Source organism: Streptomyces sp. NBC_01808, assembly GCF_035917395.1.
Classification (GTDB): domain Bacteria; phylum Actinomycetota; class Actinomycetes; order Streptomycetales; family Streptomycetaceae; genus Streptomyces.
Map to the genome: position 1 here is coordinate 5864449 of NZ_CP109072.1, position 15129 is coordinate 5879577.

17 protein-coding genes are annotated in these 15129 nt (G+C 73.9%); 10 read left to right on the plus strand and 7 right to left on the minus strand.

Features of this window, described 5'->3' with window-relative positions:
- Positions 1-12: 12 nt before the first annotated feature.
- The gene (locus tag OG946_RS26090) at positions 13-765 is read left to right on the plus strand and encodes an amino acid ABC transporter ATP-binding protein (RefSeq protein WP_326800371.1); all 753 of its coding nucleotides are present in this window, start codon (positions 13-15) and stop codon (positions 763-765) included.
- 86 nt (positions 766-851) lie between these two features.
- The gene (locus OG946_RS26095; protein WP_326798430.1) at positions 852-1820 is read left to right on the plus strand and encodes a zinc-binding dehydrogenase; all 969 of its coding nucleotides are present in this window, start codon (positions 852-854) and stop codon (positions 1818-1820) included.
- A 32-nt stretch (positions 1821-1852) separates the two neighbouring features.
- On the opposite strand, the gene OG946_RS26100 is transcribed toward OG946_RS26095, so the two are convergent.
- Positions 1853-2245, minus strand: a complete 393-nt coding sequence (locus OG946_RS26100) for a type II toxin-antitoxin system VapC family toxin (protein WP_326798431.1) — start codon at positions 2243-2245, stop codon at positions 1853-1855.
- On the minus strand, positions 2242-2526 hold the full coding sequence (locus OG946_RS26105; protein WP_326798432.1) for a type II toxin-antitoxin system Phd/YefM family antitoxin: 285 nt from the start codon (positions 2524-2526) through the stop codon (positions 2242-2244). Before OG946_RS26105 ends, OG946_RS26100 begins: the two co-directional genes overlap by 4 nt.
- A gap of 124 nt (positions 2527-2650) precedes the next feature.
- Between OG946_RS26105 and OG946_RS26110 the strand changes: the two genes are divergently transcribed.
- The 3 genes from OG946_RS26110 (at position 2651) to OG946_RS26120 (ending at position 3846) form a co-directional block, all read left to right on the plus strand.
- Entirely contained in the window at positions 2651-2860 is a 210-nt protein-coding gene (locus OG946_RS26110; protein ID WP_125937010.1) for a helix-turn-helix domain-containing protein, read from the plus strand.
- A complete protein-coding gene (locus tag OG946_RS26115) occupies positions 2860-3414 on the plus strand; it encodes a Clp protease N-terminal domain-containing protein (protein WP_326798433.1) in 555 nt (184 codons plus the stop codon). Before OG946_RS26110 ends, OG946_RS26115 begins: the two co-directional genes overlap by 1 nt.
- Before the next feature lie 75 nt (positions 3415-3489).
- Complete coding sequence (locus OG946_RS26120; RefSeq protein ID WP_326798434.1) at positions 3490-3846, plus strand: hypothetical protein; 357 nt, start codon at positions 3490-3492, stop codon at positions 3844-3846.
- Between the two features lie 96 nt (positions 3847-3942).
- On the opposite strand, the gene OG946_RS26125 is transcribed toward OG946_RS26120, so the two are convergent.
- Entirely contained in the window at positions 3943-4875 is a 933-nt protein-coding gene (locus OG946_RS26125) for an SDR family NAD(P)-dependent oxidoreductase (RefSeq protein ID WP_326798435.1), read from the minus strand.
- Between the two features lie 169 nt (positions 4876-5044).
- On the opposite strand from OG946_RS26125, the gene OG946_RS26130 reads away from it, so the two are divergent.
- Both OG946_RS26130 and OG946_RS26135 read left to right on the plus strand, forming a co-directional pair.
- Complete coding sequence (locus tag OG946_RS26130; RefSeq protein WP_326798436.1) at positions 5045-6229, plus strand: sensor histidine kinase; 1185 nt, start codon at positions 5045-5047, stop codon at positions 6227-6229.
- Positions 6226-6879 carry a response regulator transcription factor gene (locus OG946_RS26135; RefSeq protein WP_326798437.1) on the plus strand — a complete coding sequence of 218 codons (654 nt, stop codon included), beginning with the start codon at positions 6226-6228 and terminating at the stop codon, positions 6877-6879. The genes OG946_RS26130 and OG946_RS26135 overlap by 4 nt, the downstream gene beginning before the upstream one ends.
- Here the strand turns inward: OG946_RS26135 and OG946_RS26140 are convergent.
- The 4 genes from OG946_RS26140 to OG946_RS26155 form a co-directional block, all read right to left on the minus strand.
- Positions 6876-7868 (minus strand): fibronectin type III domain-containing protein, encoded by a 993-nt coding sequence (locus OG946_RS26140; protein WP_326798438.1) that lies wholly within the window; start codon positions 7866-7868, stop codon positions 6876-6878. The genes OG946_RS26135 and OG946_RS26140 overlap by 4 nt on opposite strands.
- Positions 7869-7957: 89 nt before the next feature.
- A complete protein-coding gene (locus OG946_RS26145; protein ID WP_326798439.1) occupies positions 7958-9247 on the minus strand; it encodes a helix-turn-helix transcriptional regulator in 1290 nt (429 codons plus the stop codon).
- A 1-nt stretch (position 9248) separates the two neighbouring features.
- Positions 9249-10151 (minus strand): DUF4097 family beta strand repeat-containing protein, encoded by a 903-nt coding sequence (locus OG946_RS26150; RefSeq protein ID WP_326798440.1) that lies wholly within the window; start codon positions 10149-10151, stop codon positions 9249-9251.
- 369 nt (positions 10152-10520) lie between these two features.
- Positions 10521-10700, minus strand: coding sequence for a DUF6104 family protein (locus OG946_RS26155; protein WP_101421641.1), 180 nt, complete (start codon positions 10698-10700; stop codon positions 10521-10523).
- Between the two features lie 149 nt (positions 10701-10849).
- Here OG946_RS26155 and OG946_RS26160 point away from each other — a divergent pair, with 149 nt between their 5' ends.
- From OG946_RS26160 to OG946_RS26170, 3 genes are all read left to right on the plus strand, one after another.
- Entirely contained in the window at positions 10850-11398 is a 549-nt protein-coding gene (locus tag OG946_RS26160) for a CU044_2847 family protein (protein WP_326798441.1), read from the plus strand.
- Positions 11395-13632 (plus strand): VMAP-C domain-containing protein, encoded by a 2238-nt coding sequence (locus OG946_RS26165; RefSeq protein WP_326798442.1) that lies wholly within the window; start codon positions 11395-11397, stop codon positions 13630-13632. The genes OG946_RS26160 and OG946_RS26165 overlap by 4 nt, the downstream gene beginning before the upstream one ends.
- 436 nt (positions 13633-14068) lie before the next feature.
- Positions 14069-15127: an AAA family ATPase gene (locus tag OG946_RS26170; protein ID WP_326798443.1), complete on the plus strand. Its 1059-nt coding sequence runs from the start codon at positions 14069-14071 to the stop codon at positions 15125-15127.
- Positions 15128-15129: the final 2 nt, after the last annotated feature.

Below are 15129 nucleotides of genomic sequence, written 5' to 3' on the forward strand. Positions count from 1 at the left end.
GCCATGACGGCAATGGTCCGGGCCGAGGGCGTACACAAGTCCTTCGGGCTCACCCACGTACTCAAGGGCATCGACCTGGAGGTCGCGCCGCGCGAGGTCTTCTGCCTCGTCGGCCCCTCCGGCTCCGGCAAGTCGACCTTCCTGCGGTGCATCAACCACCTGGAGAAGATCAACGCCGGCCGGCTGTACGTCGACGGCCACCTGGTCGGCTACCGGCAGCAGGGCAACAAGCTCTACGAGCTGAAGGAGAGAGAGGTCGCCGCGCAGCGCAAGGACATCGGCATGGTGTTCCAGCGCTTCAACCTCTTCCCGCACATGACCGCGCTGGAGAACGTCATGGAGGCGCCGGTCCAGGTCAAACGGGAGTCCAAGGCGACGGCGCGGGAGCGCGCGCTGCGGCTGCTGGACCGCGTGGGCCTCGCGGACAAGGCGGCCGGCTACCCGACGCAGCTCTCCGGCGGCCAGCAGCAGCGCGTCGCCATCGCGCGTGCGCTGGCGATGGAGCCGAAGCTGATGCTCTTCGACGAACCCACCTCGGCGCTCGACCCGGAGCTGGTCGGCGAGGTGCTGGACGTGATGCGCGACCTCGCGGAGTCGGGCATGACGATGATCGTCGTCACGCACGAGATGGGGTTCGCGCGGGAGGTCGGGGACGCGCTGGTGTTCATGGACGACGGCGCGGTGGTGGAGTCCGGCCACCCGCGGGACGTCCTGATGAACCCGCAGCACCAGCGGACGAAGGCGTTCCTGTCGAAGGTGCTGTGAGTCGCCTCCGGGTCCCGGGACCCGGGTGAGAAATTTCGCTCGGCGGGGCGGGGGCTGGTACGGCCCCCGCCCCGGGGCGTAACTTCATGGTCATGTTCGCCGCCTACGCAGCCCGCATCGACCGTGACGAGCCGCTGAACGGCCTGGAGTTGGGGGAGCGGCCCGCGCCGCAGGCCCCGACCGGATGGGCCGTCGTCGACGTCAGAGCCGCCTCCCTCAACCACCACGACCTGTGGTCGCTGCGCGGCGTCGGACTCGGCGAGGACGCCCTGCCGATGATCCTCGGCTGCGACGCGGCGGGCGTCGACGCCGACGGCAACGAGGTCGTCCTCCACTCCGTCATCGGCCAGACCGGCCACGGGGTGGGCCCGAACGAGCCGCGGTCGCTGCTGACGGAGCGGTACCAGGGCACGTTCGCGGAGCAGGTCGCCGTCCCGGCCTGGAACGTCCTGCCGAAGCCGAAGGAGCTGAGCTTCGAGGAGGCCGCGTGCCTGCCGACGGCATGGCTGACGGCGTACCGCATGCTCTTCACCAACGCGGGCGTACGCCCCGGCGACTCGGTCCTGGTCCAGGGCGCGGGCGGCGGCGTCGCCACGGCGGCGATCGTGCTGGGCGCGGCGGCGGGGCTGCGGATGTACGCGACGAGCCGCGACGAGGCGAAGCGCAAGCGGGCGGAGGACCTCGGCGCGGAAGCCGCGGTGCCCCCGGGCACGCGCCTGCCGCACCGGGTGGACGCGGTCCTGGAGACGGTGGGCGCGGCGACGTGGTCCCACTCGGTGAAGTCCCTGCGCCCGGGCGGCACCGTGGTCATCTCCGGCGCGACGAGCGGCCCGAACCCGGCGGCGGTGGAGCTGCAGCGGATCTTCTTCCTGGAACTGAAGGTGGTCGGCTCGACGATGGGCAGCAAGGAGGAACTGGCGGGCCTGCTGAACTTCTGCGCGTCGAAGGACGTCCGCCCGGTGATCGACACGGTGCTGCCACTGGACCGCGCCCGGGAGGGCTTCGAGAAGATGGCGACGGGCGACCTGTTCGGCAAGGTGGTCCTCACCCGCTGACCGCGCTCCGCGCGGGGCCGCAGGGGACGGAGTCAGTCCATGCCCGGAGCGGCGGTCGGGAGGCCGACTTCCCGCGCGACCTCCAGCATCCGTTTGTCGTAGCTGATCAGTGAGTCGAGTGCCGGGCCGATCGTCTGGGCGCTGGCGACGTGCACCGCGTCCAGGGTGCGTACGCGGCCCGGAAGGAGACCGGCGAGGTCGCGGACCTCTTCGGTGACCAGGACTTCGGTCAGGTCGCGCATGAGGTCCTGCATGGCGGTGGGGAAACTGCCCATCCGGTCCAGGGTGCGCACGGTCTCGACGAAGCCGATGGTGCTGGTCGCCAAGGGGGCCGCGGGCTTCGCTTCGAGGTACCCCCGGAGTTCGGCGGCGTGGCGGCGGCCGGCGATGAGGGTGATCACGGCGGAAGCGTCGAGATAGATCACCTGGGGTCGTCCTCGCGCTCGGCGAGCAGCACCGCCAGCGGGTCTGCGTCCTCGGGGACCTCGTAGTGCGGAAGCCGGGAGAGATCGGCGCTCGTCGCGGCCTTGAGGCGGATCTGGCCGCGCGATACCAGGTCGGCATAGCGCTCCGCGGCACCCGAGGCGGGCAGCAGTATGGCGATCACGTTCCCGTGCCGGGTGACCTGGACGGCTTCGCCCTGCTCGACGCGAGCGAAGACCGCGCTGGGGTTGTACGAGAACTCGCGTACGGAAATCGCGCTCATCGATCGCTCCCTCCTGATCGCAGGCGTGTACCTACAGAAACTCCAGTGTACCTACATCCGCCCTCTCCGTCAGATGACGTCAACTTTGGTTGACATTACTCGGCTGTCAACGTAGGTTGACGTCATGAGTGAGGCTACCGAGCTTGCCGAGCGGGCCGGAGGTGCCGATCCCCGGGAGGGGTTGCGGGCCGTGGCCGCGCTGCGGCGGCTGTTGGAGCAGTTGGAGGCCGTGCAGGTGCGGAGCGCGCGGAATCAGGGCTGGTCGTGGCAGGAGGTCGCGGCCGAGCTCGGGGTCAGCAGGCAGGCGGTACACAAGAAGCACGGGAGGCGCTGATGTTCGAACGGTTCACCCAGGCCGCGAGGGACCTCGTCCGCGGTGCCGCCGAGCGCGCGGAGCGGGACGGCGACTCCCACGTCGCCCCCGAGCACCTGCTCCGGCAGCTCCTCGCCGGGTCTGGGACCGCCGGGGCCGTCGCGCTGGCCGCCGCCGGGATCGACAGCGAGGCGCGGCGGGCCGGGGTCCTGCGGGGGCTGGACGAGGCGCGGCGGCGGGGCGGGCTGACCAGGTCCGACGCCGAGGCGCTGGCGGGCATCGGCATCGACGTCGCCGCCGTCGTCGACCGCGTCGAGTCCGCGCACGGCCCCGGCGCCCTCGCCCGCCGGCGCGCCTGGCGGCGGGGACGTACCAGGTTCGACGCCGACGCCAAGGCCGTGCTCGAACGGTCCCTCAGGATCGCCCTGGGTCGCGGCGACAAGGCCATCGGCGACGAACACATCCTGCTCGCCCTCGCCGCCATCCCCGGCACCCCCGCCGAGACCCTGGCGGACCACGGCGCCACCTACACCGCCATCGAGGCCGCCCTGCCGGCCGTACAGCGCGCGGGGTAAGACGCCCCCGGCAGCACCGCCCTCTCGCCGCAATCTCCTTTGCGCCCGCCGCCGCGCCGATGGTGAGCTGGCGCGATGACCGACCACCACGACACGGCCCTCCGGCCGTCCACCCTCGTCTGGGTGCGGGGGCACCTCGCCGCGGGGGAACGGATCGTCCGTACCGAGGCGCTGCACGGCGGTATCAGCGCCGAGGTGCGGCGGCTGACCATCGCCACGGCCGGCGGCGGCACCCGCGACCTCGTGCTGCGGACCTTCGCCGACCGGGAGCGCGCCCCCGAGTGGCTGGTGCGGGACGCGCTGTCGTTCTCGGAGGAAGTCGAGGTGGTGTCGCGGCCGTGGCGGGAGGCGGGGCGGACGGAGCTGACGACCCGAGCGGTGGAGGGGCGGCTGGATGCGTATGTCGTGGCATTGATGGGCGCGTTGGGCTGAGCAGGCGCGCATGGGGGCGCGGGAGGCGCGGGTCCGGCGGTGTGCGCCGGGCTCGCGCTCCCCGTTCCGTACGCGGTCACCCGCCCCGCCTGGCGGTCACATGCCCGCCAGCTGCCCGCCGTCGACCACCACCGTCGTACCCGTCTGGAACCCCATGTCGTCCGACGCCAGCCCCAGTGCCGCCGACGCCATCTCCTCCGGCGTCGCCATCCGCTTGAAGGCGTCGATCCCCTGCCGGCCGAACTCCGCCTTCCGCGCCGCCCACTGCTCGTCCGTGTCGCCCGGCGGCCGGTGCACGTCCAGCATCGGCGTGTCCGTCATCCCCGGCGCCAGGGCCACCACGCGGATGCCGTGCGTGCCGTTCTCGATCGCCGCCGCCTGCACCAGGCCCGTGACGCCGTTCTTGCTCGCCGTGTACGAGCCGAGGCCGGGGCGCGTCGCGTACTGGTTGGACGATCCGGTGACGAGGATGACGCCGCCCCCGCGCGCCCGCAGGTGGGGGATCTCGTACTTCATCGCCAGGAAGATGCCGCGGGTGTTGGTGAGCGTGACGTCGTCCCAGTCCGCCACCGAGACCTCGTGCAGGTCGGTGAACGGCCTCTGGATCCCCGCGTTGTTGAGGGCGATGTCGAGGCCGCCGTACTTCTGCGCCACCCCATCGACAAACCCCCGCACCTCCTCCGGCCTGCGCACGTCCGCCCTGATGTACGTCGCCTCCCCGCCCGCCCCGCGGATCTGCCGCTCGACGTCCTGCCCCAGGTCCCGGCGCCGCCCGCAGAACCCGACCCGCGCGCCCTCCGCGGCGAACGCGATCGCCGCGGCCCGCCCGATGCCGGAGGTGGCGCCGGTGACGAGGACCGTCTTCCCGGCGTACCTCCCGCCCTTCGCCTGCTGCCCGCGCTGCCCGGGCTCCTGCGCCGACGCCGTCCGGGCGCCGGCCCCGAGGCCCACCCCCGCCGCGGCCATCGCCGCTGCCGCTCCGCCCAGTACGTGCCGCCGTCCCACCGACCCGCTGCTGCCGTCCTGCATGTGCTGTCCCTCCTCGACCTGCGGTACGGCTCCACCCTCCGGCCCGTACACCGCGCGCCGCATCCGCCGCCCGGCGGCGACGCACACCGACCAACGGCGGTGGCGGGCCGGGGCCGACCCCCGACTTTCGTCGAATGTGCGTGTCAGTGGGGCTGTTTACGATGCCGGTATGTCCACCGCCGAACGGCCTGTGCGCCGCGCACTGCTGACGCCGCCGCAGCTCCGGCTGCTGCTGGCGGCCGGGTTCGTCTTCGTCGTGTTCAAGTCGGTGCGCGCGGCGCTGACCGGGCAGCCGGGCCTCGTCACGTCGCCGGCGGCGAGCGCCGTCGTGGCCGGCGCGCTGTGCGCGGTGCTGCCGCTGTGCCGCCGGATGCCGGTGCCGGTGGCGGCGGTGACCGGCGCGGGGCTTCTGCTGGAGAGCCAGGTCTGGCCGGTGTTCATCGCGCTGTACGGGGTGACGCTGTGGCGGCCGCGGGGCACGGCGATAGCGCTGACCGGCGCCGTCTTCGTACCGGCCGCGTTCGGCCCGTTCCGCGAGCTGGTGAACATGCCGCAGGTCGTGCTCTTCCCCTGCGCGATCCTCGCCGTGCCGCTGGCCGTCGGCCTGGCGGTGCGCAGCCAGCGCGACCTGGCCGGTTCGCTCGCGCGGCAGTTGGAGCACCTGGAGGCGGCGAACCGGCTGCGCGACGAGCAGGTGCGGATGGCCGAACGGGCGCGGATCGCCCGCGAGATGCACGACGTGCTCGCCCACCGGCTCAGCCTGCTCGTCCTGCACACCGGCGTGCTCCAGCGCCGCGGCGACGCGGTCCCCGAGCCCGTACGCGAACGCCTCGACCTCCTCCGTACGACGAGCGCGCACGCCCTGGACGATCTGCGGGACCTGCTGGGCGCGCTCCGCGACCACGAGGGCCCGGTCCCGCTCGCCCCCACCGCCGACGACCTGCCCGCCCTCATCGCCGAGTCCGAGCGCGCCGGGACCCGGGTCCGCGCCCGCACCGACGACCTCGCGGGCCTGCCCGCCGCCGTCCGCCTCGCCGCCCACCGCATCGTGCAGGAGGCCCTCACGAACGCCCGCAAGCACGCTCCCGGCACGCCGGTCGGCCTCACAGTGACGGTGACGAGGACGCGGGTGGCGATACGCGCGGAGAACGAGTGCGGGATGGCGCCGGAGCCGCAGGACGGCCCGTCGCGCGGCTACGGCCTGGTAGGCATAGCCGAGCGGGTGGCTGCCCTGCACGGCGAACTCACCACGGGGCGCACCGGGGACGGCAGGTTCGTGCTCACCGCGGAACTGCCCGTGCCCGTACACCCGGTGGAAGAACCGCCCGCGCTGAGCGCGGTGGCGGCGCGGTGATCCGCGTCCTGGTCGTCGACGACGACGCCTTCGTGCGCGCGGGGTTGAGAGACCTGGTCGCCACGGACGACGGGCTGGAACTCGCCGGGGAGGCGGCGGAGGGCGCCGCGGCGGTGGCGGCGGCGCGCAGCCGGCGGGTCGACGTCGCCCTGGTGGACATCCGCATGCCCGGCATGGACGGCATAGCCGCCACCGCAGCGCTGTCCCGGCTGCCGGACCCGCCGGCGGTCATCGTGCTCACGACGTTCGACCTGGACGAGTACGTCTACGGCGCGCTGGCGGCGGGCGCGGCGGGCTTCCTGCTCAAGGACACCCCGCCGGACGCCATCCTCCAGGCGATCCACGTGGTCGCGGCGGGCGCCGCGATGCTCTCCCCGACGGTCACCCGCACGGTCATCAGCCGGTTCCACCACCCGGAGGCGGCCCGCAGCCAGGCGGCGAGGGAGGCGGCGGCACGCCTGACACCGCGGGAGCGGCAGGTGCTGTCGGCGGTGGCGGACGGGATGACGAACGCGGAGATCGGGGCGATGCTGGGGCTGCGGGAGTCGACGGTGAAGGCACACGTGAGCCGGATCCTGGCGGAGCTGGGGGTGACGAACAGGGTCCAGGCGGCGCTGGCGGCGAGGGACTTGGCGGGGCGAGGGGGCTAGCCGCCCGCCTTCAGCGTCACTTCCTTCGTGAACGGGCCCCACTTTCCGTCCGGTAGTTTCGCCCGTACCTTCACCGCGTACGTCGCCTTCCCCGTCTTCTCCAGCGGCAGGCTGATCCGCCCCGTGTCCTTCGGCGCCGACTCGCCCAGGACCAGCTTCGAGCCGAACTTCCCGTCCACGTACACCTCGTACTCCGTGATGTCCCCGCCCGCCTTCGGGGCGTTCCACACCAGGTCGAGGCTCCACGCGCCCGCGTCCTTGCGGGCCGTCGCCTGGAGGTCCGTCGGGATCTCCGCGCCTGCCTTGCCGCCCGGTTCCGGCTCCGTCGTGACGCTCGCGGACGGGCTGGCCGGGCCGGAGTTGTCGGCGGCGTCGCGGGCCTTGACCGTGAAGGTGTAGGGGGTGTCGGGGCGGAGGGTGGTGACCGAGGCGGTGGTTTCCGTGCCGCCGACGCTGTGGATCTTGGTGCCCTCCTGGTAGATGTCGTAGGACGTGACTTCCTTGTCGTCCTCCGACCTCGTCCACGTCAGGGTGGCCGAACGCGGGCCGTCCGCACGCGCCTTGAGGCTCGCCGGCCGCGTGGGCGGCTTGCTGTCGTCGGCGTCCGCCGACGGGGTCGTGACCGCGGCCGCCTCGCCGGGGCCGGAGAGTTTGCCGTCGGCGTCCCGTGCCCGTACGGAGAAGGTGTACGAGGACGACGGCTTGAGGCCGGTGATGTCGATCATGTGCTTTTCGGCCGGTACGTTCTGGATCTTCTTGCCGTTGCGGTACACCTCGTACCGCCGGACGTTCTCCGCCTCCGCCGCCTTGTTCCACATGACGTGCACCGACGTGGACGTGCTCGTGTAGACGGTCACGCCGGTCGGCACGGTGGGGGTCTCCGGCGGTTCGGCGGCGGCGCCGCTGTCCGAGCTGCAGGAGGTCGCGGTCAGGGCCAGGAGGCAGGCGGCGGTGGTGCTCAGCGCGGCGAGCGTGGGGGTGGGCCTCACAGGGACGCCTCTCATCGTGCGAGCAAAGGTCCAGACCTTTTTCGCACACTCACCGCGTACATTTCAAGACGTCGGCAGCGCCCCGCAGTTCAGTCCTTCGCGCCGCCTCTGCCGTCTTCGTCGCCGCTCCCGCCGCCCTCGCCCCCGCCCCCGCCGCCGCCCACGCGCAGCAGCGCCGTGAGGTGCGCCGCCGCCGTGGACAGATGGCGGCGGGCCTCGCGGAGCTGGTCCGGCGACACGCCGTTGTCGCGGGCGGCGTCGCGGACGTCGTCGCGGAACCGGTCGAGCAGGCGCTCCAGTTCGCGGGCCAGCTCGGCGGGGGTGGCGTCCTGCGGGGTGTCCTCCTCGGCCCACTCCGGGGTGTCGGCGGGGTCCGGCTTGATGTACGACGGCCAGGGCGTCCTGACGCCGCCCAGCCCGGTGGTTCCCGCGGCGGCGTGCATCCCCCCGGGGGGTGGGGCGGGAGCGGTGGCCGCGTCGGCGATCGTGTCGGACGGAGAGGCGGGTTCCGGTCCGGCGCCGTAGCCCTCGCCTGCGCCTGGCCCCGTACCCGCCTTCGTCCCGGCGTCAGCCTCCGTCCCCGTCCCAGCACCCGCCTTCGTCCCGGCGTCAGCCTCCGTCCCCGTCCCAGCGCCCGCCTTCGTCCCCGTCCCCGCCTCCGTCCCCGTACCGCGGCCGCCGAAGCCGCCCAGGTTGCCCAACTCCCGCGTCAGCTCCGCCAGGCCGTCCATCAAGCCGCCCTGCCAGTCGCCCGTACGGACCCTCGTCTGCACCTGCTCCTGTACCTGCCGCGCGATCCGCTCCGCCTCGCTGCGCACCCGCTCCTGCGTCTCACGCGCGTGCTTGCGCGCCTGCTCCGCGTCCTGCCGGGCCCGCCGCGTCTCGTCCTTCGCGCGCCTCGCCTGCTCCTTGAACTCCTGCTTCGCCCGCTTGAATTCCTCCTTCGCCTGCCGCCACGACTCCTTCTCGCCGGCGCTCGCGCCGCCCGACGTACGGGCCTCCTTGGCGGCCTGGCGCATCTCGCGGCGCAGGTCGCTGGCCGTGCCGCTGACGTCGGCCTGTATCTCGGCGGCGAGTTCGGCGACGGACTCGCGGATCTCCAGCTCCAGTTCCGCCAGCTCCGCCTGGCGGGCGGCGAGTTCGGCGCGGCCGGCCCCGGTGATGGCGTAGACCTTCCGGCCGCCCTCGGAGGTGTGCGTGACCAGGCCCTCGGTCTCCAGCTTGGCGAGCCGGGGGTAGACGGTGCCGGCGGAGGGGGCGTACAGGCCCTGGAAGCGCTCTTCGAGGAGGCGGATCACCTCGTAGCCGTGGCGGGGGGCCTCGTCGAGCAGCTTGAGCAGGTAGAGCCGGAGACGGCCGTGGGCGAAGACGGGGGGCATGTCAGAGCACCTTCTTGTCGGACGGGCCGGCGGAGTCGGCCGGATCCGCGCCCGGCGGCGCGTCCTCCGGTTCGTCGTCCACCCCCTCCGGGCGGCGGAGCAGGGCGAGGCCGCCCGAGACGGTGGTCGCCTTCAGCGAGCCCTTGCCCGCCCCCAGGCGGCCGTCGACGGACTTCGCGCCCCACTGGCCGCTGACGTCCAGCGCCGGGAAGGCGTTGGAGACCGCGCCGCTCGTCGTGCTCGCGTGCACCTCGACGTCCGGCTCCTCGGGCAGCCGTACGGCGATCTCGCCGGAGACCGTGTTGACCCGGACGTCCGCGGCGCGGGCGGCGGGGGAGAGGTCGATGACCATATCGCCGCTGACGGTGTCGGCCTGGACGCTGCCGCCGGCGCCGTCGATGAGGGTGAGGGGGCCGGAAACGGAGTTGTAGCGCAGGTCGCCTTCGAGGGCCTGGGCCTCCAGTTCCCCCGAGACCGTGTCGGCGCGGACCGGGCCGGAGAGCCCGACGAGGGTGGCGCCGCCGCTGACGCCGCGTACGTCCGTACGGCCCGCGATGCCGGAGACGACCGCGTCGGCGCCGACGACGCCGACCTCGACCCGGGCGGTGGCCGGCACGGCGAGGGAGACGACGACGCGGCGCCGCCAGCCCTTGCGGTCGAGCCACTTCAGGAAGCCGCGCCAGGGCAGGTCCTCGTACGCGACCGTCAGCTCGCCGTTCTCCAGCGAGACGCGCAGCGGCGGGCCCTCGATCTCGCTGACCTCCAGGCGCGCCGCGCCCGGCCGGGCGGCGTCGTCGTGGGTCCCGACGACGTGCACGGCTCCGTTGACGATCCGCACCTTCAGGGCCGTGACCGGCTCCTCGAAAGCGAGGGTCTGGGGATCGGCCACAAGCTGCACCGACATCCACGGCCTCCTGACTCGGGCTCTGGCGAGCGCTCACACCCAACGCAACATATCGCGTCTCTGCCAAGACACGATATATCGCGGTGTGCGGAAGTCAAGCGTGAGCCCCGGGGCGAGTCCAGTGAGAGGGGTGCCGTCTACCCGCGTCACCCTCTCGTCGAGGCGGGCAAGCCAGGCAGAGCGTACGCCTGAACCGCCGATGGACGGCACCTGAGCGGATGGCCGCCTTGGGGCGGTCGCGACCTTCTGCTTCGACCTCGCTGACCTGGAGCACCCACCGCAGGCCACTGTCCTCAGAGCAGGATGGACATGGCACGGGATCGCGTTCGGTGACCGGCTTCGCTGACCGGTCTCAGGGCCGCCTCCGAGCTACTCCTCGTCCTCGTCGTCGAGGCGGGCCAGCCAGGTGGCCAGGCGTTCGACCGGGACCTCGAATTCCGGGTTCAGGTCGACGAACGTGCGCAACTGCTCGGCGAGCCACTCGAAGGTGACCTCCTCCTCGCCGCGCCGCTTCTCCAGCTCCTCGATGCCGCGGTCGGTGAAGTACATGGTGGGTGCTCCGGAAGGGGGGAAAGTGACCGGTTCAGTATCGCTCACCGCGGCGGATGACCGGCGGACAGCCGCGGGTACCGTCGCGGGGCGGCGGTCCGCGGACTAATGTCGGTGCATTGGGCACCGAGCGTAGTCGGGGGAACCGGATGAGCAGCAACCTGCCGCAGCGCGTGACTCTGCCGGACGGCACCGAGGTGTGGGTCCGGGCGACGCCGCTCGACGAGCGGGTCGCGGCGGGGACGCGGGCGGGGGTGCCGGCGCCCGGGGGTGCCCGCCGGGGCCGAGGGCTGGAGGACGTCGACCCCGAGGCGGACCTCGACGCGGACATCGTGGACGACGACGATGCCGATCTCGAACCCGTCGCCGACTGGAGCCGGTTGTCCTCCCGGGTCGCCGGGCTCACGCCCCTCGTCGGCGGAGTGGCCGCCTCCGTACGGGCCGCCGCCGCGGCCGCCGCGCCGGACGAGGTGAGCGTGACTTTCGGCGTGGAGATCTCCGCGGGGACCGGGAAGGCGATCGCGCTGCTCGCCGACGCGAACACCACGGCCCAACTGTCGGTCACGCTGACCTGGCAGCCCGGGTCGCGCCCGGCCGACCCCTCAGGAGCCGCGTCCGATACCGCATCGACCGGCGCGTCCGATACGGCTGCATCTGGTGCATCCGGCACGTCTTCCACGGCGTCTGCACCGGTATGAGGGTTCCGATCGAGAGCAGCGAGGCCGCGGACTACGCGCGTTACCAGCTCTGCAAACTCGCCGCCGCGGCGACGGTCGACATCCGGGCGGCGCCCGGTTCTGAGGACGGGTCGCTGTGGGGCAGCGGGTTCCTCGTCGCGCCGGAGTGGGTGCTGACCTGCGCGCACGTCTTCGTCCATCCCGACGGCTGGCGGCGCGGTACGGCGCCGGGCGAGCTGATCGGCGTGGTCGTGGGCGGGCGTACGGTGCCGGGGCGGGTGGAGTACAGCATGCCGTCGCCGGACAGCACCGCCGCGCGGATGGGCCGGGATCCGGAGGTACGGGACGAGACGTTCGCCGAAGCGGTGATGCAGGTGGGGCCGGATCTGGCCCTGGTACGGCTGTTGCCGCTACGGGCCGAGAGGGCGGTCGCGGGTGCCCCGGGCGGCGAAGCGCGGTACGGGCTCCCGTACGCGGCCCTGTCCGGCGGCCGGCCGGGTGCCCAGCCGGGTGCTCAGCCGGGTGCCCTGCCCGGCGCCCGCCCCGGCGCCCAGCCCGTACCCGACCGCACCCACCCCGCCCGGCCCCCGGCGGGCAGCGAACCCGTCTGGCTCGGCGACCGCTACGACGACTTCCTCGACCAGGCCGTCCTCCTCAGCGCCCACGGGCGCGCCGGCGCCGGGAGCGGCGAGGACGTCGACGCGGCGCTGCTCAGCGCCGAGTTCGCCGGGCGCAACGGGCAGCAGATCCTGCTGGGCACCCCTACCCCGATCCGCCGGGGCGCCTCCGGCGGGCCCGTGCTGCACCTGGGCCGCGGCGAGGTCGTCGGCGTCGTCAAGGCCCGCTACCGCAGCGGTACCGGCGGCGGTACCGCCGTGTCCCTCGACGAACTCCACGCGCTCTCGCCCGAGCACCTGCTGCCCGGCGCGGCGGGCCTGGGTCCCGAGCCGTACCGCGAGCTGATGCGGCTGCACGACGCCTGGCACTGGCACCGCCACCACGGCATCGACGACGAACGCACCTCCTGGACCGACCTGCAGCGCGCGCTGGGCCCGGCGCGGTTCGGCGCCTGGGGCGCGCTCGACCGGCTGAGCGCGCTGTGGCGGCTCGCCGACCTGCCCGCGCCGCGCGACCCGGAGGTCGTCGAGCGGCTGGTGCACCAGGTGCTCGACATCCAGGGCCGCCCGCTGGGCGCCCGGCGGCTGCGCGACTGGCGCGACGGCCACGGGCTGCTGCACCGGCAGGCCGCGCCGGAGCGCGCGCTGCGCGACATGCTGCTGTATCTGAAGCTCGTGGCCCGCGAGGCCGCCGCCGACATCGGCGCGGGAGCCGACGCGGGGGAGGGCGCGGGGGCGCGTACGGCCGTCGAGTCCCTCGAAGCGTGGGTCGCGGAGCGCGCGGGCGAGCTGCCGCCGCGGCAGCGGCAGGAGATCCGCGCGGTGCGGCGGGCGCCGGTGAGCGTCCTCGTCACGTTCGACAAGCTGCCGTTCCTCGACCCCGCCGCGGGGTCCGTGCCGCGCTACAACTGGACCGTGCGGCGCGGCTACGGCAAGGGGGAGTGGGAGCACGTCGCGCTCGACCAGTCGTACGCCGGGGGCTCATTCGAGGAGGCGGAGGCGCAGGTGCTCCAGGCGCTGGCGCCGCAGTTGCTCGGGGCCGACGCGGAGGCGCAGACGCGGGTGCGGCTGGAGGTGGCGCTGCCGGAGGAGCGGCAGGCGCACCCCACGTACCGCTGGGAGCTGCCGGCGTCCGGCCGGGCGACCGCGGCCCGGCCGCCGGCGGGCACGGTGCGGCCGGTGGTGCACCGGGACGCGGCGCGCGCCGGTCCTGAGCCGGAGCCGCTGTGGCGCGACCGGTGGCGGCGGATGAGCCGGGCGCCGCGGCAGCGGCTGGTACGGGCCGCGCCGCCGGGCTGGGGGCGCGGGGCGGGCGACGGCGGGGTGCCGGTGTTCTGCCACGCGCTGGGCGACGGCAGCGGGCGGGCGGCGGTCGTGGGCCAGTTGCTCGACGAGGGCACGGCGGTCGCGCTGTGGCGCGCGGGGGGTCACCAGGGCGAGGAGTGCGGCGAGGACTGCGCGGCGTACCACGAGGAGCTGGCGGCGCTGCTGGCGGACGGTGCAGGAACGGTCGTGCGCGATCTGCCGGAGCGGCTGCACGAGGTGCGCCGGGAGGCGCTGGAGGCCGGCCGCGGGTGCGCGGCGGACGTGATCCTCCTCTACGACGACGCGGACGACACGATCGGCGCGGGCGGTTGAGCGGCGGCGGAGGGCCGGTCGCGGGGGCCTGGTGAGCGATACGGGCGAGTTGGCGCGGTACGCGGATGACGTGAGCGGGGCCCGTCGGGTGCTGCCGTGACCGGTGTGGCGCGCGGGGCGACGCACGCGGGCCGAGATATCACGCCGGTTCCCACTGCCGCAGGGGGCGTGAACGGCGTACGGGTGGTGGTGAATGGGTGAGCCGGCCGGTGAACGGGTGAACGGTGCGCGGGCGTCCGGGGGCGCCCCAGGCGAACCTCGCGCACCCGTTGCGCAGTTGGACGAAACCGGCCCGCCACCACGCGGATTGGCCGATTCGGCACCCGGCGTGAGCGCACCCGGCTAGCCTCTTATCCCCGTGAGGGTTGCCCTCGTCCGTCCCCGGGCAGACAGTGGGGCAAGCCCGCTGCCCGGTCGGCGACAAAGGGGTTACGACGTGAGCGAGTGGCTCATCTACCGAGGCACCGGCGCCCCCCACGACGGCATGGAGAGACTGCCGGCACCGCCTCCGTGGCGAGAATTCGACGGCGGTCCACCGGTGCCTCCGCCGGCCGCGCTGGAGCCCTCCTCCGAGCGCAGGCTCGGCCAGCGGCGCCGCGAGGCCAGCCACCACCGGCCCAGCACCCGCGAGTGCGAGATGGTCAACGCCGCGCTCTACCTGCGCCGCCCGCTGCTCGTCACCGGGCAGGCAGGCAGCGGCAAGAGCACGCTCGCGCATTCCGTGGCGTACGAGCTGGGCCTCGGCCGGGTCCTGACCTGGCCCATCGTCAGCCGCAGCACCCTGCGCGACGGCCTGTACGCCTACGACGCCATCGGCCGCCTCCAGGATGCCCAGCTCGACCGCGCCGCGCGCCGGGCCGACACCGCCGACACCGCCGGCTCGGCGGGCGCCGAGGGCGCCGCCGAGGAGCCCGGCGGCGGCATCGGGCGCTACATCCGGCTCGGGCCGCTGGGCACCGCGCTGCTGCCCTCCGCGCGCCCGCGCGTGCTGCTCGTCGACGAGCTGGACAAGAGCGACATCGACCTGCCGAACGATCTCCTCCACGTGCTGGAGGAGGGCGAGTTCACGATCCCCGAGCTGGAGCGGATCGCCGACCGCGCACCGGTGGTCGAGGTGCTCAGCGACGACGGTACGAAAGTGCCCGTGCGCGGCGGCCGGGTGCGCTGCGGCGCCTTCCCGTTCATCGTGCTCACCAGCAACGGCGAGCGCGAGTTCCCGGCGCCGCTGCGCCGCCGCTGTATCGAGCTGCAACTGCCGGTGCCGGACCGGGCGCGGCTGACGGGGATGGTGCGGGCGCACTTCCCCGAGGGCGACGACGAGCGGTTCACGGAGCTGATCGACCGCTTCCTGGCCGCGGGCCCCGGCGACGTACGGGCCGTGGATCAACTGCTGAACGCCATCGAGCTGACCCGGCAGGCCGATTGGGACCAGGCGGACGGCTCCGCCCGGCGCGTGACCGAGGAGCTGATGCGGCCCATCAACAGGCCGCGGTGAGC

Bases quoted from the DNA above. Each gene is read 5' to 3' on its own strand.
- OG946_RS26155 (WP_101421641.1), bottom strand. From the start codon at position 10,700: ATGTACTTCACCGACCGCGGCATCGAGGAGCTGGAGAAGCGGCGCGGC.
- OG946_RS26095 (WP_326798430.1), top strand. From the start codon at position 852: ATGGTCATGTTCGCCGCCTACGCAGCCCGCATCGACCGTGACGAGCCG.
- OG946_RS26090 (WP_326800371.1), top strand. From the start codon at position 13: ATGGTCCGGGCCGAGGGCGTACACAAGTCCTTCGGGCTCACCCACGTA.
- OG946_RS26150 (WP_326798440.1), bottom strand. From the start codon at position 10,151: ATGTCGGTGCAGCTTGTGGCCGATCCCCAGACCCTCGCTTTCGAGGAG.
- OG946_RS26145 (WP_326798439.1), bottom strand. From the start codon at position 9,247: ATGCCCCCCGTCTTCGCCCACGGCCGTCTCCGGCTCTACCTGCTCAAG.
- OG946_RS26165 (WP_326798442.1), top strand. From the start codon at position 11,395: ATGAGGGTTCCGATCGAGAGCAGCGAGGCCGCGGACTACGCGCGTTAC.
- OG946_RS26115 (WP_326798433.1), top strand. From the start codon at position 2,860: ATGTTCGAACGGTTCACCCAGGCCGCGAGGGACCTCGTCCGCGGTGCC.
- OG946_RS26130 (WP_326798436.1), top strand. From the start codon at position 5,045: ATGTCCACCGCCGAACGGCCTGTGCGCCGCGCACTGCTGACGCCGCCG.
- OG946_RS26125 (WP_326798435.1), bottom strand. From the start codon at position 4,875: ATGCAGGACGGCAGCAGCGGGTCGGTGGGACGGCGGCACGTACTGGGC.
- OG946_RS26120 (WP_326798434.1), top strand. From the start codon at position 3,490: ATGACCGACCACCACGACACGGCCCTCCGGCCGTCCACCCTCGTCTGG.
- OG946_RS26160 (WP_326798441.1), top strand. From the start codon at position 10,850: ATGAGCAGCAACCTGCCGCAGCGCGTGACTCTGCCGGACGGCACCGAG.
- OG946_RS26110 (WP_125937010.1), top strand. From the start codon at position 2,651: ATGAGTGAGGCTACCGAGCTTGCCGAGCGGGCCGGAGGTGCCGATCCC.
- OG946_RS26105 (WP_326798432.1), bottom strand. From the start codon at position 2,526: ATGAGCGCGATTTCCGTACGCGAGTTCTCGTACAACCCCAGCGCGGTC.